This window comes from Catellatospora coxensis, from assembly GCF_016862635.1.
Taxonomy (GTDB): Bacteria; Actinomycetota; Actinomycetes; order Mycobacteriales; family Micromonosporaceae; genus Catellatospora; species Catellatospora coxensis.
In genome coordinates this window covers 15363-35663 of the sequence record NZ_BONI01000037.1, presented here as the reverse complement: position 1 = coordinate 35663, position 20301 = coordinate 15363, and the positions used below count along the sequence as shown (strand labels likewise).

Genomic DNA, 20301 nt, shown 5'->3' with positions numbered 1-20301 from the left:
GGGGGACGACGATGGTGGGGGAGGGTGCCGCCATGTTCCAGAACCGCACGGACGCCGGGCACCGCCTGGCGCAGCGCCTGACCTGGCTCCACGACGCCGACGTCGTCGTGCTCGGGCTGCCCCGCGGCGGCGTCGTCGTCGCGGTGGAGGTCGCGCGCGCCCTGAACGCCCCGCTCGACGTGCTCGTGGTGCGCAAGCTCGGCGTGCCGGCCCAGCCTGAGGTGGCCATGGGCGCGATCGGCGAGGACGGCGTACGGGTGCTCAACCCCGGCGTGCTGGACGCGATCGGGATCAGCCCGGCCGCCCTCGACCGGGTCGAGCAGGCCGAACGGGCCGAGCTGGAGCGGCGGGTGCAGCGCTTCCGGCACGGGCGCGACGCCGAGTCGCTGGCCGAGCGCACGGTCGTGATCGTCGACGACGGCGTCGCGACCGGGGCCACCGCCCGCGCCGCCTGCGAGATCGCCCGCGCCCGGGGCGCGTCCCGGGTGGTGCTGGCGGTGCCGGTGGCCGCCGCGGACACCGCCGCCGAGCTGCGTACGGTCGCCGACGAGGTGGTCTGTGTGGAGACCCCCGATCTGTTCATGGCCGTCGGCGAGCGCTACGCCGACTTCCGGCAGACCTCGGACGAGGAGGTCGTGGCACTGCTGGAGGGCTCCGCGCACATCCTGGAAGGGGGGCATCCGCAATGACCGTGATGAAGCGCTGGAACATCGAGGTGTTCGTCGGCGAGGACGAAGGACGCACCTACGCCGAGGCCCGCATGCTCGACGACGAGATCGGCGACCGGCTGATCGGGGTGGGGCGGGCCAAGCTCAACCCGGACGACCGGGACATCCCCGAGATCGGCGACGAGCTGGCCGTGGCGCGGGCGCTGTCCGACCTAGGCCACCGGCTGCTGGTCGTCGCCGCCGGTGACATCCAGCGGGCGACCCGGGAGAAGGTACGGCTCACACACTGACACGCCATGGCGCGTTAGCGCCGACCGGTCTAGGGGTAGGGGGCGCGGCATGACGAACTTCCGGATCGTGGTCGGGGTCGACGGTTCCGAGGGCGGCCGCCGCGCGCTGCGCTGGGCGGTGCACGAGGCGGCCGGCCGCGGCGGCACCGTGCAGGCCGTGGCGGCCTGGCGGTGGGACGAGACCGACGACGACGTCATCGGTTCGGCGGCCCGCGACCTCACCACCGACATGCTCGACCGGGAACTCGGCGCGCTGCCCTCGTTCCAGCGGGAGGGCGTCGCGATCGCGGGAGAGGTGGTCGAGGGCCGGCCCGCCGACGTGCTCGCCGCCGCGGCCGCCGACGCCGACCTGCTCGTGCTCGGCAGCCACGGGACCAGCCGGCTGATGCACACGGTGCTCGGCTCGGTCAGCGAGGAGTGCATCGGCAAGGCCAACTGCCCGGTCGTGGTCGTGCCCGTCGGCCACGAACTGCCCCACGCCGCCGACCTGGCCGTCCCCGACCCGGCCGGCTGACCGGCACAAAGGTGTCGGATGGGCCGGGCAGTATGACGGGTATGGACAAACCGACGATCGTGAGCGCCGAGGAGTGGCAGCAGGCGCGTGACGACCTGCTCAAGGCGGAGAAGGAGTTGACCCGTGCCCAGGACGCGCTGGCCGCCCGGCGCCGCCGCCTGCCCATGGTGAGGTTCGACAAGCCGTACGTCTTCGACACGCCCGACGGGCACAAGAGCCTGATCGACCTGTTCGACGGGCGCGGCGAGCTGGTGGTCTACCAGTTCATGGACCGTGGGCCCCAGCACTACTGCCCCGGCTGCACCGGGTTCACCGACAACGTGCCCGTGCACGCGCTGCCTCTGCTCGCAGCCCGCGGCATCACCTGGAAGACGGTGTCCAACATGCCGTTGGCCCAGATCGAGGCGTACAAGGCCGAGCGCGGCTGGACGCTGCCGTTCGTGTCGTCGCACGGCACGTCGTTCTCCGACGACTGCGGCGCGGGCGGCGGGTTCATGCTCAGCGTGTTCCTGCGCGACGGCGACGACGTCTACCGCACCTACAGCACCACCTCGCGCGGCGTGGACCGGCTCGTCTTCGCCCACAGCGTCATGGACCTGGCCCCGTACGGCCGTATGCAGGACTGGGAGGACTCCCCGGAGGGCTGGCCGCAGCACCCGACCTACGGCTGACTCGCGGCCGACGCCGCAGCAGCCGTCCACTCGTCACAGCGCAGGGACGGCTTCCTGCGCTGTGACGGGTTCCCGTCGCCGGGTGCGGTGTGCCCGACGCCGCACGTTAGAGTCTGCGTCCGTGACGCCACTGTCCGCCGCGATCGACCCGCGCAAGAACTCCCTCAACGCCCTGCGGCTGCTGCTCGCCGCCGCCGTGATCGTGTCCCACGCGCCGCAGGTGGCCGGGTGGCGCGACCCGTACAAGTGGGGCGACCTGGAGATCGGCGGCTGGGCGGTGGCCGGGTTCTTCGCGATCTCCGGCTGGCTGATCACCGGCAGCCGGCTGCGGCTGGACATGCGGCAGTTCCTGTGGAACCGGGTGGTGCGCATCTACCCGGGCTACTGGGCGGCGCTGGCGGTCACCGCGTTCCTGCTCGCGCCGATGTCGCTGGCCTTCGACGCGGGCGCGTCCTGGGACCCGGTGTCGGCGCTGCGGTACGTGGTCGCGAACGCGACCCTGGTCGAGGTCCAGCAGAAGATCCAGCACACGCTGCTGGGCGCGCCCTACGACGCGACCTGGAACCTGTCGCTGTGGACGCTGATGTACGAGTTCGCCTGCTACGTGGGTGTCGGCGTGCTGCTGTCGTTCGGGTACGCGCGCCGCGAGCGCTGGGTGACCCTCGCCGTGTTCGCGGTGCTCGCCGCCGGCACGGCCGCGTTCGAGTTCACGGACGCCGACGTGCCCGGCATCGTGAGCATGAGCTTCCGCCTGGGGAGCTTCTTCCTCGCCGGAGCCGTGCTCAAGCGGTACGCCGACGTGATCCCGTCGGTGTGGTGGCTGGCCGCCGCGGCGACCGCGGTGCTCGGCGTGCTGTGGGCGACCGGCACCGTGAAGGCGTTCGCCGCGCTGCCGCTGGGCTACCTCACCATGTACCTGGGCGGGCGGCTGCCGCTGCACAGGATCGGGCGGCGCAACGACATCTCCTACGGCGTGTACATCTACGCGTTCCCGCTGCAGCAGCTGCTCGCGATGGCCGGGGCCACGGCGTGGGGCGTCGTCGGCTACATCGCGGCGACCGTGGTGGCGGTCGTGCCGTTCGCGGCGGCGAGCTGGTTCCTGGTCGAGAAGCCGGCGCTGCGGTTCAAGGACCTCGGCCGCCGCGGCGCGCCGGACCAGCCTGCCGTGCCATCGCCGGCGGAGGTCCCGACCCCGGTCGACGTGACCATGGAGATCCCGGTCGCCCGCCCCTGAGGGCGCCCGGTCTCCGGCAGAGGCCGTGGTGAGACCCGGCTCGGTGACACAATGATTCGGTGACATTCCCGGACAAATCACCCATTCCTGCCGTGTGGTGCGCGTGTACGGGCTGATCGCGCTGGCCGTGGTGCTGATCGCCTGGGCCGCGGTGTCGGCCCGCGCGGCGCGGTACAGCGTCACCCTTCCCATCGCGTTGCTGCTGGCCGGGCTGCTGGTGGCCGGCGGCGACGATCCGATGGTCGAGGTGGACGTGTCCTCGGCGGCCGTGCAGCACGTGCTACAGCTGACGCTCGCCCTGATCCTGTTCACCGACGCCACCGAGATCAGCCTGCGCCGCCTGTGGTCGGCGGGCCATCTGCCGCTGCGGCTGCTGCTCGTGGCGTTCCCGCTGACGGTGCTCGCCGGCCTGGTCGCCGGCCTGGCGCTGTTCCCGCAGGCGAACGTATGGGTCATCGCGATGGTCGCGGCGGCGCTGACCGCCACGGACGCGAGCCTGGCGACCATGCTCGTACGCGACGAGCGCATCCCGCACGACCTGCGTACGGCGGTGACGGTCGAGAGCGGTCTCAACGACGGCCTGGCCGCCCCGCTCGTGGTGTTCTTCGCCGCGGCGGCTGCCGCCGCGGGGACCGAGCGCGGCCCCGGCTCGGTGCTCGGCCACACCGTCGTCGAGCTGCTGATCGCGCTGGTCGCGGGCGTCGCGGCGGGCGGGGGCGCGGGTCTGCTGCTGCGCTGGGCCCGCCGCCGGGGGTGGAGCGCGGCGAAGGCCGAGCGTCTGGCCTACCTCGCCGTCGGGGTGCTGGTCTTCGAGACGACCCACGTGCTGCACGGCAACGGCATCGTCGCGGCGTTCGTCGCGGGCCTGGCGGTCCGCGCGGTCGACCGGGACCTGCCCGAGCGGCACCTGCAGACCTCGCACGACGTGGTCGCGCTGCTGGCGGCGGGCGTCTGGTTCGCCTTCGGCTCGCTGATCCCGCACACCTTGGCCGACCTCGTGAACTGGCGCGTCCTGCTGTACGCGGTGCTGAGCCTGACCGCCGTGCGGATGCTGCCGGTCGCGCTGAGCCTGGTCGGGCTGCGCCGCTACCCGCGGGAGGTGTGGCTGCTGTCCTGGCTCGGCCCGCGCGGCCTGCCCAGCGTGATCTTCGCGCTGATCGGCGTGCAGCAACTCACCGGCGCCTCGGCGCAGCTGGCGATCAGCCTCATCATGGCCACGGTGCTGCTGAGCGTGCTGGCCCACGGGCTGTCGGCGATCCCGATCGCCGACAGTTGGAGCGTTGCGCCCGCGCCCGCCCGCCCACCGCACACATGATCGTCCGACTTGCCCGGCAGGTGTGCGTATCTGAGAACGGATACGCCCAGGCGCCTGGCAAGTCGGACGATCTTCGACGGTCGGCCGTCAGCCGGCCAGGATCGCGGCCTTCTGCTGCTCGAACTCGGCGTCGGACAGGATGCCCTGCGCCTTGAGGTCGGCGAGGGTCTTCAGCTGCGCGAGCTTCGCCTGCATCGGATCAGCGGCCGGCGCCTGCGGCTGCTGTGCGGCCATCTGCTGCTGGTACGCCTGCTGCTGCGCCATCTGCTGCTGGGCGGCCATCTGCTGCTGGTAGGCCGCCTGATCGGCGTATGCCTGCTGCTGCGCCGCCTGCTCGTCCTCCTGGGCCGCCCACCGGCCGGCCTGCCGGCGCGACACGCGGTTGGACACCGCCGTCGCGGTGCCGGCTATCACGGCCGTGCGCGCCACTCCTCGGATCAAACCCATGATCGATATCCCCCCGTTCCGGTTACCGCTAAACGTTCGACTCCACCGCGGCCAGCAGCGCCTGCACCGGGATCCGGCCGCTGGCGACCATCTGCGCCCCGCCGCGCCGCCAGGCCATGGCCAGCGGAGCCGCCCAGGTGTTCTCGTAGACGATCACGCCCGCCGAGTTGCCGGGCTCGATCGCGTTGGCCGCCTCGCTGAGGTCCTCGCGGTCCAGCAGCCCGGACGCCGCGCCCTGGAACACCGCGAACTCGCGCGCGCCCATGGCGTCCATGTCCTCGACGGCGACGGCGGTGACCGTGCCGTCGGTGTCCTTGCGGATGAAGGCCAGGTCGAGGATGCGGATGATGCCGCGATCCACCAGGTCCAGCAGCAGCGGGATGCCCTCACCGGTCATCCGGTTGCCCGGAAACTCGATCACCACGTAGTCGATCGGGCCCAGCTCCTCGAGCCCGCTCTTGTTGTCGGTCTTCTGGCTCATTCGGTCTGCCTCCCAAGCAGCGTTGTGACCGCCCGCCCCGCGCCCGTGCCTGCATCGTAGGCACGCGGCGGGCAGCGGTGAGCGTGAATCGGCAAGGCGGTCAGGCGCTCGCCCCGGCCCGGGCCCGGCGCTTGACGGCCGTGCCGAGTTCCGGGCGCATCCGGCCCTGCCGCTCGGTGCGCAGCAGGCCGCGGCCGAACGCGTCCACCCGCCCCCAGCGGCCGGGGATGCCCAGCAGCTCGATCTGCCCGATGCCGGCGGGCAGCGCCGCGTCCACGACCAGGCTGTCCTCCAGCGGCTGCAGCCCCAGCATGGTCCGCAGCAGCAGCAGCGGAGCGCCCGTCGACCAGGCCTGCGGGCTGCACGCCGTCGGATACTGCACCGGGTACTTGGTGGCCTCGCGCGGGTAGCCGCCGAACGCCTCCGGCAGCCGCCCGTCGAAGTACTCGGCCGCGTCGAGGATGCCGGCCGCGATCTGCGCCGCCTCCTTCTTGAAGCCGTACCGGCGCAGGCCCCAGGCGATGAACGAGCAGTCGAACGGCCACACCGTGCCGACGTGGTAGCCGATCGGGTTGTAGCGCTTCTCGCCCAGCGCCAGGGTGCGCACGCCCCAGCCGGAGAACAGCCGGGGCCCCATCAGGTGGCGGGCGATCGCGCGGGCGCGCGACGCCGGCACGATGCCGCTCCACAGCAGGTGGCCGATGTTCGAGGTCAGCACGTCGACCTGCTTGCCCTCGGCGTCGAGGGCCAGCGCGTAGTACTCGCCGTCGGCGACCCAGTAGTCCTTGTTGAACCGGCGCTTGAGGTCGGCGGCCTGCTTCTCCAGCATGTTCGCGTAGTCGGGGTCCTTCCAGATCAGGCGGGCCAGGCGCGCCCCGCGCATCCGGGCGTCGTAGGCGTAGCCCTGCAGCTCGCAGGTGGCGCGCGGGAACCCGGGCAGGCTGCCGTCCCGGTAGGAGATGGAGTCCCAGGAGTCCTTCCAGCACTGGTTCTCCAGGCCCGACTTCTCGTTGCGCCGCTGGTACCAGACGTAGCCGTTGCCGAGCAGGTCGGCGTACTCGTCGACCCAGCGCAGCGCCGCGCGGGCCTCCACCTCCAGCTCCCGGACCAGGGCCTTGTCGCCGGTCCAGCGCTCGTACTCGTCGAGCAGCACCACGAACAGCGCGGTGGCGTCGGCGTTGCCGTAGTACGGGCTGTGCGGCTGATCCAGGAACGCCGCCGACTCGCCGTAGCGGATCTCGTGCAGGATCCGGCCCGGGTCCTCGTCGCGGAAGTCGTCGAACCGGCTGCCCTGGCGGGCCGCCAGCTCGCGCAGCGTCGTCGCGGCCAGCTCCGGCACGAACGGCAGCGACTGCAGGCTGGTGAAGATGCTGTCCCGGCCGAACATGGTCATGAACCAGGGCAGCCCCGCCGCGGGCAGGCTGCGCCCGCCGGAGGTCAGCGGGGAGAAGCGCAGCGCCGCCAGGTCGATCAGGCTGCGCCGGTACGTCTGGCGCAGCGGTCCCCACTCGCACTCCAGCGTCGGCGCACCCTCCAGCCAGCGGTCGAGGTCCTCGCCCATGTCCTCGGCCGCTTTGGGGCCGCCGAGCCGGGTGCGCTTGCCGCCCCGGCCGATCAGGATCGGCGTCACGTTCAGCTCGCAGGTCCAGTGCGACTGCGGCTCGACCCGAATCTTGAAGGTGAGGCCCTGCTCGTCCAGCTGCCCGCGCGGCTCGGAGGTGATCTCGGTGGCCCGGTGGAAGGTGTCCCGGCGGTAGCCGAAGACCAGCCGGTCGCGCTCGACGCTGCGGTACAGCTCGCCCTTCTTGCCCTCGTCGTTCTTGACGTCGAACAGGTCGGAGAAGTCGCTGCCCGCCTCCATGCGCACGGTCAGCTCGACGGCCTGCTCGCCGTGGTTGAGCACCGCGAGCCGCTCCCGGAAGCCTTCGGTCACGGTGCGCTGGCGCATCACGGACAGCTTCGCGTCGATGTAGACGGTGCCGCCGCCGGGGGCGAGGAAGAACCTGGTCTCGAAGTACTGCAGGTCGTCCACGGACAGGGTGCCCAGCCGCTCGCCGTCGACGGTGAGCACCCAGGTCGACAGGAAGCGGGTGTCCCAGGCGAACAGCCCGGTCGGGTCGGTGCGGGACGCCTCGATGTCGCCCCGCTCGTCGCTGACGACGAAGGTGTTGCCGTTGAGGATGCGCACCTGCTCAGACATGGTCGCTCCCCGCCGGGTGGGTGGTGCGCGTCGGGCCCTCGAAGACGCGCTGGAACAGCTGCAGCATCTCCAGGTCGCCCTCGGCCTCCAGCGCGCCGCGCAGCAGCGCGGCGAAGGCGTTGTCCTTGCCGGTGACGATGTCCTCGAACACGTCGGTGTCGGCCATGACCGCGCAGTCGGCCTTCTGGCTGCGCTTGGACACCGTGAACCGGCCGTGGTCGACGCCGACGTACCAGCGCTGGGCCTTGCCTTTCGAGCCGATCTCGAACCGGATGATCCCTTCGTTGTGCCGCAGCAGCGGCTCGTCGCCGTGCTGGGCGAGGTCGGCGAAGAACTGGTCGGTCGCCGTGGGCATGGTCACCATCTCCTTGCGAGGGGCGGGTCCCTGGCGCGGTGGAGAGCGAGGCGGTGTCGGCCTCATCAGGCCGTCATGGACCGCACGGACCCGTCGGTATGTGTTCTGAGCGTATCCGTGACGCACCTTTCAGGAGCTTTTATCGCGGTTTCGGGGTCGCCCGGACCGCCCCGTCCACCGGCGGCCGGCGGTTGCGCTGGGTCCACGAGTAGGCGAGCGCGGCCAGCGCCACCAGGGCCAGCAGCAGCAGGCCAATGGTGTAGTGGCCGGTGGCCCCGTAGACGGCGCCCATCACCAGCGGCGGCACGAACCCGCCGAGGCCGCCCATCGCGCCGACGATGCCGGTCACCGCGCCCACCTTCGGGCCCGGCACCACCTGCGCGAGCAGCGAGAACACGGCTCCCGCACCGGCGCCCAGCATGGCCGCCATGACCAGGAACGCGATCGTCGCCCACGGGTACAGCGGCGGGGCGGCCGACTGCCAGGCCGCCATCACCGCCAGCACGGCCAGGCAGAAGCTCAGCACCTTCGCGGCCCCGATCCGGTCCGACAGCCAGCCGCCGGGCGGCCGGAACAGCACCGCGACCAGCGTGAACCCGGCGGCCTTGAGCGAGGCGTCGCCCTGCTCCAGGTCGTACTGGCTCTGCAGGTAGGTGACCAGGTAGACGGCGAACGAGACGTACCCGCCGAAGGTGACCGCGTACAACGCCGACAGCGGCCAGGTCATCGGCTGGCGGGCGGCGTCGGTGAACCGGCGCGCGAACGGCTCGGCGGGCACCGTACGCCCCGGCGGATCGCGCAGCACCAGCCACGCCACCACGCCGTAGACCGCGAGCACCACCGCGCACAGGTAGAACTGCGCGTTCGGCCCGATTTCGCGCATCGGCTTGGTCAGCAGCGCGGCGATGGCGGTGCCGCCCATGCCCATGCCGATGACGCCGAGCGCCATGCCGCGTTTGGTGGGCGGGAACCAGCCGTTGCCGTGCGGGATCGCCGCCGCGAAGGGGGTGCCGCCGACGCCCAGCAGGAACCCGACGGCCAGCATCGCCGGGTACGAGTCGCCGGACACGGTCAGCAGCAGCACCGGCACGATGGTCAGCAACGCCAGCGCGGGCAGCATGACCCGGGCGCCGAGCAGGTCGGTCAGCGCCCCGACCGGGATCCGGCCCAGCGAGCCGACCAGCACCGGCACCGCGACCAGCACGGACTGCTGCACCGAGGACAGCCCGAGCTGCTGCTTGTACACCGCGGACAGGGGCGAGATCAGGCCCCAGGCCCACGCCGTGAGCAGGAAGCCCAGGGCGGCGAGGATCATGTTGACGTAGCCGCCTCTGGGCACCCGTTCGGCCGCCGCGTTCACCGGTCGCGCCGTTCGCCCAGCCGCCACGCCCACAGCGCGACGAGGAACGACGCCACCCCGAACGCGGCCGTCCACCAGGCGACCGCGGTGTTGCCCATCATCCAGGCGTTCAGCCCGACCCCGATCGCCCACAGCTGGCCGACCAGGATGGACAGCACCAGGGCCAGCCGCCCGGACAGCATCGAGGAGCGTTCCGGGTCGGTCTCGCCGCCCGCGCCAGGTCCCGGGCCGGTGCTGCGGATGCGCGGGTCGCCGTACCCGCTGGTGGGTTTGATCTGCGGGTATCGCGCGTCGGTCATGGCTGCTCCTCGCCGGATTCCAGGGTGCCCACGGCCCAGATGCCGCCGTCGCGCTCCTCCAGCAGCACGCGGGGCAACGGGCGCGGCGGGGGACCGGCGGTGACCGCGCCGGTCCGCGGGTCGAACACGCCCTCGTGGCAGGGGCAGTACAGCTCGCCCTGCTCGCCGCGGTCGGCCCGCCACAGCACCCCGCAGGCCAGATGCGTGCAGATCGAGGAGTACGCGACCAGCGTCCCGTCGGCCATCCGCAGCGCGACGGCCCGGTCCTCCTCGCCCGGGTAGCTGAACGTCACCGAGTCGCCCGGCCGCAATTGCGCGGCAACGAGCATCGGGCGGGCGGAACCCTCCCCATGCCGGTGGAAGATCCCCGCCGCGACGGCGACACCGCCCGCCGCCAGCCCACCGGACATGGTGACCGCCAGCCGCAGGTAGTCGCGTCGGCTGGTCAGCGAGTCCGCCGCGATCCGTTCCCGCAGCGCCGCGACCTCCTCTTCGTCCACCGTCATAGGGGATCTCCCAGCACGTTGTCCGCGGACGGCTCCAGATGCCCGGCCGGTTGTGGGCTGCCGGTGACCCGGGCGTGCTCGCCGGCCCCGCCGGGCAGCGGCTCGTCGACCGGGCGGCCCCTGGGCACCACCATCGCGACGCCGGTGGAGATGATCGACCCGTCGAAGTCGAACGTGCTGGCGACCTCGACGCCGGGGCGCTCGGTGCGCAGCTCTTCGAGGGTGCCGTAGAAGATCGACCCGGTCGGGCAGACCGTGGCGCACATCGGGGCCAGCCCGTACGACGTCCGGTCGTAGCACAGGTTGCACTTGAACTGGAGTTTCGCCGCCAGGTCGATCTTCGGCACGCCCATCGGGCAGGCGTTGACGCAGTTGCCGCAGCCGATGCAGCGGCTCTTGTCCGCGTCGTGCACCACCCCGTCCGGGGTGACCAGGATGGCCTCGGCCGGGCACACCTGCGCGCACGGCGCGACCGGGTCCTCGCAGTGCATGCACACCGTCGGGCTGGACGCGACGCTGCCGCCCTGGTCCAGGTAGTCGAGGTGGATCATCGACTTGCCGCGGTGCGAGTCGCACTCCCGGCACGCCGACACGCAGGCCTGGCAGCCGATGCACCGCCCGGGGTCGATGACGATGGTGCGTCCCATCATGGCTGAGACGTCCCCCTTCCCTGCGACGACGTGGGCGGCAACTGCTCGACGCGGGCCCGCTGCGCGTCGGCGTATGACTCCCGCCCCGGCGGCATCGGCGGCGCGGGCACCGCCGTCACGGCGGTCGCCGCCTCGATCCGGCACGCGCACACCTTGTACTCGGGGATCTTCGAGCGCGGGTCGAGCGCGTCGATGGTCAGCTCGTTGGCCGCCACCGGGTACGGCCAGTGGTACGGCACGAACACCGTGTCGGGCCGGATCGCCTCGGTGACCAGCGCCGGGAATGTCGCCGAGCCGCGCCGGGTGACCACGGTGACCGCGTCGCCGTTGCTGAACCCGTGCGACGGGTGCACCTCGACCCACGGCCGCGGCGTCTGCTCGACCAGCCCGCCCAGCCGCCGGGTCTGGTTGCCCGACAGGAAGTGGGCCACGGTCCGGCCCGTGGTCAGCGTCATCGGATACGTGTCGTCGTACGGGTCCGCGGGCGGGTGCCAGCGCACCGCCTGCAGATGGACCTTGCCGTCGGCGTGGTACGTGCGCCCGCCCTCGAACAGCCGCGGCGTGCCCGGATGGTCCAGGTCGGGGCAGGGCCAGGCGATGCCGCCGGTCTCGTCGAGCCGCGCGTACGTGATGCCGTAGTAGTCGTTGACCGTGCCCCGCGACGCGATCCGCAGCTCCTCGAACACCTGCTCGGACCCCGCGAAGTCGAACTTGTCCCCGACCCCGAGCCGCCTGGCCAGCTCGCACAGCACCCACGTGTCGGTGCGCACCCCCGGCAGCGGCTCCTGAGCCTTGCGGTGGCGCACCACCCGCGCCTCGGCGTTGGCCATCACGCCGTCGTCCTCGGCCCAGCTGGTCACCGGCAGCACCAGGTGTGCGTTGGCGGCGGTCTCGGACAGGAAGAAGTCGCACTGGGCGTGGAACTCCAGCGCGTCGTACCCCGCCTTGACCACGGCGTAGTTGGGCAGCGACACGAACGGGTTGTTGCACAGCCCGAACAGGCCGCGGATCTCGCCGCGGCTCATCTGGTGCACCATCTCCATCATCGACGTGCCCGCCTGCGGCAGGTCCTCGACGTCGACGCCCCAGATGTTCGCGACCTGCATCCGGTGCACCGGGTCGCTGATCGACCGCCCGCCCGGCAGCATGTCCGACTTCTGGCCGTGCTCGCGCCCGCCCTGCCCGTTGCCCTGCCCGGTGATCGTGCCGTAGCCGGCTCCCGGCTTGCCGAGGTTGCCGGTGGCCACGCACAGGTTGATCACCGTGAGGCAGTTCTCCACGCCCTGGGTGTGGTGCTCGATCCCGCGCGCGTGCCAGGCCATCGCCTTCGGCGCGGTCGCGAACATCCGCGCCACCTGCGTGATCTGCTGCTCGGGCACGCCGCAGATCTCGGCGGCCCGCTCCGGCGGGTGCTCGGCCGCCGCCGCCCGCACCTCGTCCCAGCCGGTGGTGTGCTCGGCCAGGAACGCCTCGTCGGTGAGGCCCTCGCTCACGATCACGTGCAGCACGGCGTTGAAGAACGCGGCGTCGGTGCCCGGCCGCAGCGCGACGTGGATGTCGGCGGTACGCGCGATGCTGGTCTCCCGCGGGTCGACCACGATCAGCTTCGCGCCGCGGTCGCGCGCGCCCCACAGGTACTGCGTCATGACCGGGAAGCACTCGCCGACGTTGGAGCCGGCGATCAGCAGGCAGTCGGTGAGCAGGCAGTCCGCGAACGGGTTCGCGGCCCGGTCGATGCCGAACGACAGCTTGTTCGCCCCGGCCGCGCTGACCATGCACAGCCGGCCGTTGTAGTCCACGTGCCGGGTGCGCAGCGCCACCCGCGCGAACTTGCCCACCAGGTACGTCTTCTCGGTGAACAGGCTCGCCCCGCCCAGCATGCCGAACGCGTCGCGGCCGTGCTCGGCCTGGATGCGCTGGATCTGCTCGGCGGTCACGTCCAGCGCCTGCTCCCAGGACACCGGCCGCAGGTCGTCGGCGCGGCTCTTGCGAAACAGCGGCGCGGTCAGCCGGTCCGGGTGGTTGACCTGCTGGTACGCGTTCAGGCCCTTCGGGCACAGCCGCATCCGGTTGATGTCGTGGTCGCGCGGCTCGACGCCGAACACCTTGCCGTCGTGCACCCGCAGGTACATGCCGCACTGCACGCCGCAGAAGCAGCAGTGCGTCGGCACGAGGGTCTCCTCGCCCCGGATCGCCCGCCAGCGGTCGGCGGGCAGCCCGCCCGCGTCGCGGAACCGCCCGGTGCCGGGCGGGGTGATGTCCGGATCGAGGGGGACGGTCATGTCAGAACCCCGGTTTCACGGTCGAGCGGTAAGCCTGCCCGCGCCGCAGCCGCTTGCACCGCGGGCACACCTCGGCGAGTCCGTCGAAGTCGAGTTTCAGGTCGCGCATGGTGGCGCGCAGGTTGTCCACGTACGCCGTGGTGTCGATCGGCTCGCCGCAGTTGCGGCAGTGCCGGATCTCCCCGTGCTCGGTGTACTTGAACAGCTGCATGCCGACCGCGGCCGGGCGCTGGGCGATGTGGAAGAACTTGCCGAAGGGCAGGTACAGCAGGGTCAGCACGACCGCGGCCATGTGCAGCACGGCCAGGAACTCGTAGCCGCCGCCGTGCAGCGCGACGCTGGAGAACGTCAGCAGCAGCCCGGTCACCGAGATGATGATCAGCGCGAGCAGCGGCACCAGGTCGTAGCCGAACCGCTGGCCGGTGCTCGCCTCCCGGTCGCGCATCCGCCGGATCAGGAAGTACGTCGCGCCCGCGATGACCAGCACCGCGGCGATGTCGAGCCCGTGGAAGAGCACCCACCCGAGCAGCGACAGGGCGTTGAACTCGACCACCGGCAAGCCCCAGATGTTCATGGTGTACTGCGGCCCGGCCCCGGTGTTCGCGGTGAAGGTGAACCAGCCCCAGGTCAGCGGGAACGTGATCGCCGCCGCCAGCAGGCAGCCCCAGAAGATCAGCTGGTGCGCGGCCCAGCGGGCCCGGGAGCGCGCGCCGAGGAACTTCTGGAAGCCGAGGTAGGTGGCGATCATGCGGGGCAGCGCGGTCGGCGCGCGGCGCAGGTTCCGCCAGGACAGCGCCGCGCCCCAGCCCTTCTTGAACAGCCGCCGCGCCCCGGGGGAGGAGATCCACGCCGTGTAGCGGTAGGCGATGCCGAAGGCGAGGAACACGCTGGCGATGGCGTACGGGGCCAGGGCGGAGTCGAAGTTGTGCAGCTCCCGGCTGCCCAGGTAGATCGCCGCGCAGAGCACCAGGGCGGTGACGACGCCGACGAGCACGGGCCTCATGCAGCCGATGCTATGTAATCGGCAAATCCACTGTATGAGGTTTATCGGACTTACTGTCACAGATGCCCGACCGGCGGTCACGTTCAGTGATCACACAGCCTGCCGGGGACGCGGTCGAGGATCGACCGGCGAGATGCGCTGTCCACCTTCTGCATACCGGGAGCTGTGTTAAGGCACCGTTAATCGCGGGCGGATTCTTGTCACACGGCAGAATCGGTGGCAGGAACGGGAATCGGGGCGTCCCGCCGGTAGCGTACGGACAGTGACGACTCAGCTGGCGAAGGCGGCCCCCCGTACCCGCAGACCGGGCCACCCGTGGCTTGCCGCCGTGGTCGTCCTGGCCGCACTCACGCTGGCGGCGGTGCTGGCCGGGCACCGGCTGGTGCCCAACGTCTACAGCGCGGGCAGCCTGCTGGACTCCGTGACGCCGCTGCTCGGCCTGGCCGTGCCCGTGCTGGCGCTCGCCGCGCTGGCGGCACGCGCTCGGGCGGCGCTGCTCGCCGTCGCGCTGCCGGCGGCCGTCTGGGCCGCCCAGTTCGGCGGTGCGCTGCTGCCACCCCAGGGTGGGCCAGCCGAGCTGCGGGTCGTCTCGCAGAACCTCTTCGCCGACAACCCCGACCCGGCCGCGACCGTCCAGGCGCTGGCCGCCGAGGGGCCCGACCTCATCGCGCTGCAGGAGTCCGCCGACGGCGCCATCGCGGCGGCCGCCGGGCGGCTGCGCAAGACCTACCCGCACCACGCGGTCAAGGGCACGGTCGGCCTGCTCAGCAAGCACCCGATCACGCGGGTGAACAGCCTCGACAGCGAGACGAGCTGGATCCGCGGGCTGCGGGCGGTGGTCGAGACGCCGCAGGGCGACGTCGCGGTGTACGTCGTGCACCTGCGCTCGGCGCGCCTCAACGAGACCGCGAGCCGCGACCGCAACATCCAGACCCTCGCCGACGCGGTACGCGCCGACGACGCGAGCCGCGTCCTGGTCCTCGGCGACCTCAACACCTCGGCCGAGGACCGCGCCTTCGCCCCGCTGTCGGCCCTGCTGCGCGACGCCCAGGCCGACGCCGGCTGGGGCTTCGGCCTCACCTGGCCGTCCAGGCTGCCCGTGCTGCGCCCCGACCAGGTCCTCTACCGGGGCCTCACGGCTACCGACGCGGGTGTGCGACGCGCCCCGGGCACCGACCACCGGGCGGTGACGGCGTCGTTCGCCTTCCCGGCCGGCTGACATCCGCCGGGGGTCCCGTCCTCGGTGGGACGGGACCCCGGCAGGTGTCACTTCGCGATGAGCAACAGCACGGCACGGCCGCGCAGCGTGTACGCCGTCCCGGCCCCGCCGATGACCGCCTCGGCGCCCGGCGCGGCGACCTGGTTCGCGCCCTCGGCCCACGGGGCCGTGTCGGTGACCCGGTACCACTGCTTGCCGGCCGGCGGCGCGGGCAGCGTGAACACCACGTCGCCCGACCAGCCGTTGTAGGCGGTGTACAGCGCGCTCGCGCTGTCGCCGAACTCCGTGCCGTCGATCCGCCACGCCAGGGCGTGGTTGCCCGCGTTGCCCCAGTAGGCCCCGTCCGGCGCGACCCCGGCCGGGGTGAACCACTCCAGCTGGCCCATGCCGTTGGCGTTGCCGTCGGACGCGGTGTAGAAGTTCACCGGCCGCAGCGCCGGGTGCGCCTTGCGGAACGCGGCCAGCCGGGACGTGTACGTCTTGAAGTTCGTCTCGTCGGTGGTCAGCGACCAGTCCAGCCAGTTCGCCGACGAGTCGACGTTGTACGGGTTGTTGTTGCAGTTGATCGACCGCAGCGTCTCGTCGCCGCCGGTCATCATCGGCGTGCCGCCCGACAGCATCAGGAACGCGAACGCGTTGCGGGCCGCCTTGCGCTGCTCGGTCGCGACCCCGCCCTGATCCCACGAGATGTTGTCGTCGCTGCCCCCGTCCGAGGGGCCGTACGGCCAGGCCTGCCCGTTGTTCTTGCCGTTGCACGAGTACAGGTCCTTCTGGGTGAACCCGTCGTGGGCCACCATGAAGTTGACCGAATGCCAGGGCCTGCGGCCGTCGTCGCCGTACAGGTCCGACGAGCCGGCGAACCGGGTGGCCAGGTCGCTCGGGGTGACCGCGTCGACGCCCAGCTTGTTCTGGTCGCGGCGCAGCGTGTCCCGGTAGACGCCGTTCCACTCCGACCACGCCGCCGGGAAGTTGCCCACCTGGTAGGTGCCGGTGCCGATGGCCCACGGCTCGGCGATCCAGTCCACGCCGGAGCCGCCGCCCGCCGGGCGCGCCGGCATCTCGGTGGTCAGCCGGTTGAGCGCGGTGTTCGCGTCGGTGCGGCTGTAGCTGAAGCACCCGTGCTGGCAGGTGTTGCCCAGCACCGACGCCAGGTCGAACCGGTAGCCGTCGACCCCGAGGGTGTTCTTCCAGTACGCGACCGAGTCGACGATCAGGTTCTGCGCGGCGGGATTGCGGGTGTTGTAGTTGTGGCCGAGCCCGGTGTTGTCCATCGACCCCTGCATGTCCGAGGTCAGCGAGTAGTACGCCGGGTTGTCCAGCCCGCGCCAGGAGAAGATGTTGTACGTGTTCTTGTCGCCGATCGCGCCACCCTCGGCGGTGTGGTTGTAGACCACGTCGACCAGCACCTTGATCCCGGCGTCGTGGAACGCCTTCACCATCGCCTTGAACTCCCGGGTCGGCCCGCCGGCCGTCTTGTCGTAGGAGTAGCGCCGGTCCGGGGCGAAGTAGTTCTCCGTCATGTACCCCCAGTAGTTGTCACCGGTGGTGCTGCTCGGGTTGGCGTCGTTGGCGTCGTTCTGGGTCTCCTGCAGCGGCAGGAACTCCACCGCCGTGACGCCGAGCGAGGCCAGGTACGCCGCCTTCTGCCCGGCCGCCTTGTAGGTGCCCCGCTCGGCGGTCGCGATCGAGGTGTCGGCCTTGGTCAGGCCGCGTAGGTGCACCTCGTACACGATGTCGTCCTTGAAGGCCCGGGTCGGCTTGGTGCCGAAACTCGTGCTGTCCGCGGCCAGCACCATGCCCTTGGGCGCGATCGGGCCGGTGTCCACGGCACGCTTGGCCGGGCCGGACGAGTAGTCGCTCGCGACGCCGTCGGGCAGCGCGGTGTCGTGGCTCATCTCCCGGGCGTACGGGTCCAGCAGCAGCTTGTTCGGGTTGAACCGGTTGCCGGCGGAGTCCACGTCGGCGACGAACCCGGTCGTCGAGCCCTTCGTCCAGCTCGCGCTGTACGGCCAGTTCGGACCCCAGGCCCGGTAGCCGTAGTAGACGGTGCCGGTCACCCCGGCCGACTGCAGCGCCGCCACGCCGACCGTGGCCGCCCAGACGTCCCCGGTGCCCTTGGTGAGCAGGTAGGACGCCTTCTCCTGGGCGCCGGTGGCGGCGGCGTAGACGTAGACCGCGATGCGGGTGGCCCGGGACGAGTACACCCGGAAGTTGACGTTGCTGCCCGAGTAGCGGCCGCCCAGGGTCTGGGTGTCGATCCCGGCCTGGGCGGGCGCGGTGGGGGAGACGAGGGACAACCCGGCCGCCACCAGCGCGGCGGCGAGCACGGACCTCCATAGGCGACGCATGGTCTTCCTTCCCGGAGCGGGGGTGGTGGCCGGGGGAGCGGCGACTGAAAATTCTTGCAAAGTGTGACCCAGGTTACGTGCAAGTTTCAGGCCCGTAAAGATGCGCCCAACTGCTCCCAAGACGAGCGGCACGCCGTCCGGCGAGCAAGGATGGAGGGGTGGACGAAGTGACGTCCGGAGACAACGGAACAGCGGCCGAGGTCGTCATCCCCGTGAACGGAGCCGCGCTCTCGGCCCATCTGGCCATACCCCCGCAGGCCGCAGGGCTCGTCGTGTTCGTGCACGGCAGCGGCAGCAGCCGGCACAGCCCCCGCAACCAGTACGTCGCCCGCCTCCTGCGCGACGCCGGCCTCGGCACGCTCCTGTTCGACCTGCTCAACGAGGCTGAGGAGAACGACCGGGGCAACGTGTTCGACATCGGGCTGCTCGCGGGGCGGCTGAGCGAGGTGCTCGCGTGGCTGCGGACCCGGCCCGCGGCGAAGGGCCTGCCGGTAGGCCTGTTCGGGGCCAGCACCGGCGCGGCCGCCGCGCTATGGGCTGCTTCGAACGGCAACGCCGACGTGGCCGCGGTGGTGTCCCGCGGCGGCCGCCCCGACCTGGCGGGCGCTCACCTGGCCGAGGTACGCGCCCCGACCCTGCTCATCGTCGGGGGCCTCGACCACACCGTGCTCGAACTCAACGAAGCCGCCGCCGCGCAGCTCACCTGCGAGCACGCCGTCGAGATCGTCCCCGGCGCCACCCACCTGTTCCAGGAGCCCGGCACCCTCCAGCAGGCCGCCGTCCTGGCCCGCGACTGGCTGGTGCGCTACGTTCGCTGAGAGGCGTGGTGTCAGGCCGACTCGGCCCGCTGGGCCGGGGCCTGCGGACGCTCGGCTCTGCGGTCGAGGTCGTCATCGTGCAGCACGTCCTCCGCATCCGGTGCTCGCAACTGCCGGCGCACGGCACGGTAGAACTCCTGCAACGCGTCGTTGAGCCGGCCGATCGGCTCGGTGTCCGGAAAGGACGCCGCCCTGGGGTCGCGACCGTCGACGCCCTGCTGGAAGACCGCCCACGCGTGGAGCTTCACGGTCCGCGCCGCGACCTGGACCCGCCTGTCGCCGACCAGCCGGAGCTGCTCCACGGCCACCCGCAGTTTCTCCTGCGCCGAATCCATCCGGTCCCGGCACAGCTGCTTGTCGCCGCTGTCGGCGTACTGCTCCGCGTGGTGCCGCAGGCTGCGCGCGGCCTCGGCGAGCTGCGAACTCTTCTCGAACAGCGCCGCCTCCCAGCGCGCCTGGGTGTCGGCGTCCATCTTGCGGCGGTTGACGGTGATGGAGACGTAGGACGTCAGCGCCACCGCGAGCACACCGCCGAGAAAACCGAGCGCGTTCCAGACCCACATGCGACCAATGTAGAGGCTGTGGTCGCGGCGGCTCGCGCCGCTGTGAGTGATGGCGCGGCGGCATCGTTGCGCGCGGGAGATCATGGCGGCAGAATCCCCGCGTGACCTACGCCGAGCTGACCGCTGCCGCCTGGATGGACCTCGACGACGATGAGGCGCGCCGCGTCGCGCTGGCGATCGCGGACGCGCACGGCCTGCGTCTGACCGGCCTCGGCGCGCACGAGTACGCCGGCCGGGTCCACCGGACCGCGCTGTTCGACCGGGCGGGCCTGGCGTTCGCGCTGGTGCCCGGTGGCCGGGTCACGCTCGGCTACGACGGGGCGGCGTTCACGCCCACCGCCGCCCAGGCCGCCGACTACGCGCAGACCGTCGACGAGTACAACGCGCCCGACCTCGCGGAGTACCTCGACGGCTACACCTCGCCCGTACGCACCGTCGAGCTGCCCGCGTCGCTGGTCGCGGTCGAGGCGCTCGACGCCTGCCGGATCGAGCTCGGCCCTGAAGACGAGCGTGTGCGTGATCTGGTCGGCTCCTCGGGTGCCCGGCCGGGCGGCGGCATCCGGACCTACACCGCCGGCGGCGGCCTGGAGGTGCGGTTCGACGGGTCCGGGAAGGTGGCCGGTGCCAGGCTCGTGCGTCCCACGTCGTACGACGAGGCCGTCCAGGCGCTCATCGCACTCGGGCTGCGGCCGGCCACACCGGACGAATGGGAGTACGCCTGCGGAGCGGGGGCGCGGACCCTGTTCCGCTGGGGCGACGACACGCCTGCCGAGAACCCCTACGACCTGCCGAACGGCCCGCACCGGCGGCCGAACCTGTGGGGTCTGGCGATCGGCCAGGACCCCTATCGCCACGAGTGGACCGCGCAGCGGGAGATCCTGTGCGGCGGTGACGGCGGCAGCGCGATCTGCGGCGGCGCCGGCGACTTCTTCAGCTGGACGACGCTCGCCACGGCGTACCGCAACGCCGAGTTCGCCGAGGAGATGAACACCGAGGACGCCTACGTCGACGAGGTGCTGCTGCGTCCCGTCATCGACCTCGTGTGACGTCGGCCAGCGGTGGCCGTGGTCCCCGCTGG

21 protein-coding genes are annotated in these 20301 nt (G+C 71.8%); 9 read left to right on the top strand and 12 right to left on the bottom strand.

Annotation, left to right across the window (positions count from 1 at the left end; all coding sequences use genetic code 11):
• The first annotated feature begins 32 nt into the window (after positions 1-32).
• The 6 genes from Cco03nite_RS21740 to Cco03nite_RS21715 all read left to right on the top strand — a co-directional run bounded on the left by Cco03nite_RS21740 (position 33) and on the right by Cco03nite_RS21715 (position 4692).
• A complete protein-coding gene (locus Cco03nite_RS21740; RefSeq protein WP_203694006.1) occupies positions 33-689 on the top strand; it encodes a phosphoribosyltransferase in 657 nt (218 codons plus the stop codon).
• A complete protein-coding gene (locus tag Cco03nite_RS21735) occupies positions 686-958 on the top strand; it encodes a DUF1876 domain-containing protein (protein WP_203694005.1) in 273 nt (90 codons plus the stop codon). Before Cco03nite_RS21740 ends, Cco03nite_RS21735 begins: the two co-directional genes overlap by 4 nt.
• 49 nt (positions 959-1007) lie before the next feature.
• Positions 1008-1472 (top strand): universal stress protein, encoded by a 465-nt coding sequence (locus Cco03nite_RS21730; RefSeq protein ID WP_203694004.1) that lies wholly within the window; start codon positions 1008-1010, stop codon positions 1470-1472.
• A 41-nt stretch (positions 1473-1513) separates the two neighbouring features.
• Positions 1514-2143, top strand: a complete 630-nt coding sequence (locus Cco03nite_RS21725) for a DUF899 domain-containing protein (RefSeq protein WP_203694003.1) — start codon at positions 1514-1516, stop codon at positions 2141-2143.
• Between the two features lie 121 nt (positions 2144-2264).
• Positions 2265-3377: an acyltransferase family protein gene (locus tag Cco03nite_RS21720; protein WP_203694002.1), complete on the top strand. Its 1113-nt coding sequence runs from the start codon at positions 2265-2267 to the stop codon at positions 3375-3377.
• A gap of 94 nt (positions 3378-3471) precedes the next feature.
• Positions 3472-4692 carry a cation:proton antiporter domain-containing protein gene (locus tag Cco03nite_RS21715; RefSeq protein WP_203694001.1) on the top strand — a complete coding sequence of 407 codons (1221 nt, stop codon included), beginning with the start codon at positions 3472-3474 and terminating at the stop codon, positions 4690-4692.
• Positions 4693-4779: 87 nt separating this feature from the next.
• Here Cco03nite_RS21715 and Cco03nite_RS21710 read toward each other — a convergent pair whose 3' ends face one another.
• The 10 genes from Cco03nite_RS21710 to Cco03nite_RS21665 form a co-directional block, all read right to left on the bottom strand.
• Positions 4780-5139, bottom strand: coding sequence for an SHOCT domain-containing protein (locus Cco03nite_RS21710; protein ID WP_203694000.1), 360 nt, complete (start codon positions 5137-5139; stop codon positions 4780-4782).
• 28 nt (positions 5140-5167) lie between these two features.
• A complete protein-coding gene (locus Cco03nite_RS21705) occupies positions 5168-5620 on the bottom strand; it encodes a DUF6325 family protein (RefSeq protein WP_203693999.1) in 453 nt (150 codons plus the stop codon).
• Between the two features lie 100 nt (positions 5621-5720).
• Complete coding sequence (locus Cco03nite_RS21700) at positions 5721-7820, bottom strand: amylo-alpha-1,6-glucosidase (RefSeq protein ID WP_203693998.1); 2100 nt, start codon at positions 7818-7820, stop codon at positions 5721-5723.
• Positions 7813-8175: an SCP2 sterol-binding domain-containing protein gene (locus Cco03nite_RS21695; protein ID WP_203693997.1), complete on the bottom strand. Its 363-nt coding sequence runs from the start codon at positions 8173-8175 to the stop codon at positions 7813-7815. The genes Cco03nite_RS21700 and Cco03nite_RS21695 overlap by 8 nt, the downstream gene beginning before the upstream one ends.
• A 139-nt stretch (positions 8176-8314) precedes the next feature.
• A complete protein-coding gene (locus tag Cco03nite_RS21690) occupies positions 8315-9535 on the bottom strand; it encodes a nitrate/nitrite transporter (protein WP_239167549.1) in 1221 nt (406 codons plus the stop codon).
• Positions 9532-9834: a DUF6755 family protein gene (locus tag Cco03nite_RS21685; RefSeq protein ID WP_203693996.1), complete on the bottom strand. Its 303-nt coding sequence runs from the start codon at positions 9832-9834 to the stop codon at positions 9532-9534. Before Cco03nite_RS21685 ends, Cco03nite_RS21690 begins: the two co-directional genes overlap by 4 nt.
• A complete protein-coding gene (locus Cco03nite_RS21680; protein WP_203693995.1) occupies positions 9831-10340 on the bottom strand; it encodes a QcrA and Rieske domain-containing protein in 510 nt (169 codons plus the stop codon). Before Cco03nite_RS21680 ends, Cco03nite_RS21685 begins: the two co-directional genes overlap by 4 nt.
• Entirely contained in the window at positions 10337-10990 is a 654-nt protein-coding gene (locus tag Cco03nite_RS21675) for a 4Fe-4S dicluster domain-containing protein (protein WP_203693994.1), read from the bottom strand. The genes Cco03nite_RS21680 and Cco03nite_RS21675 overlap by 4 nt, the downstream gene beginning before the upstream one ends.
• Positions 10987-13272 carry a molybdopterin oxidoreductase family protein gene (locus tag Cco03nite_RS21670; protein WP_203693993.1) on the bottom strand — a complete coding sequence of 762 codons (2286 nt, stop codon included), beginning with the start codon at positions 13270-13272 and terminating at the stop codon, positions 10987-10989. The genes Cco03nite_RS21675 and Cco03nite_RS21670 overlap by 4 nt, the downstream gene beginning before the upstream one ends.
• 1 nt (position 13273) lies before the next feature.
• Positions 13274-14275 (bottom strand): MFS transporter, encoded by a 1002-nt coding sequence (locus Cco03nite_RS21665; RefSeq protein WP_203693992.1) that lies wholly within the window; start codon positions 14273-14275, stop codon positions 13274-13276.
• 262 nt (positions 14276-14537) lie between these two features.
• Here Cco03nite_RS21665 and Cco03nite_RS21660 point away from each other — a divergent pair, with 262 nt between their 5' ends.
• Positions 14538-15494, top strand: coding sequence for an endonuclease/exonuclease/phosphatase family protein (locus Cco03nite_RS21660; RefSeq protein WP_239167548.1), 957 nt, complete (start codon positions 14538-14540; stop codon positions 15492-15494).
• Between the two features lie 47 nt (positions 15495-15541).
• Here the strand turns inward: Cco03nite_RS21660 and Cco03nite_RS21655 are convergent, their stop codons facing one another.
• Positions 15542-17842: an isoamylase gene (locus Cco03nite_RS21655; protein WP_203693991.1), complete on the bottom strand. Its 2301-nt coding sequence runs from the start codon at positions 17840-17842 to the stop codon at positions 15542-15544.
• A gap of 158 nt (positions 17843-18000) precedes the next feature.
• Between Cco03nite_RS21655 and Cco03nite_RS21650 the strand changes: the two genes are divergently transcribed.
• Positions 18001-18660, top strand: a complete 660-nt coding sequence (locus tag Cco03nite_RS21650) for a dienelactone hydrolase family protein (RefSeq protein WP_239167547.1) — start codon at positions 18001-18003, stop codon at positions 18658-18660.
• Between the two features lie 11 nt (positions 18661-18671).
• Here Cco03nite_RS21650 and Cco03nite_RS21645 read toward each other — a convergent pair whose 3' ends face one another.
• Entirely contained in the window at positions 18672-19223 is a 552-nt protein-coding gene (locus Cco03nite_RS21645) for a hypothetical protein (protein ID WP_203693990.1), read from the bottom strand.
• A 101-nt stretch (positions 19224-19324) separates the two neighbouring features.
• On the opposite strand from Cco03nite_RS21645, the gene Cco03nite_RS21640 reads away from it, so the two are divergent.
• Complete coding sequence (locus Cco03nite_RS21640) at positions 19325-20269, top strand: hypothetical protein (RefSeq protein WP_203693989.1); 945 nt, start codon at positions 19325-19327, stop codon at positions 20267-20269.
• Positions 20270-20301: the final 32 nt, after the last annotated feature.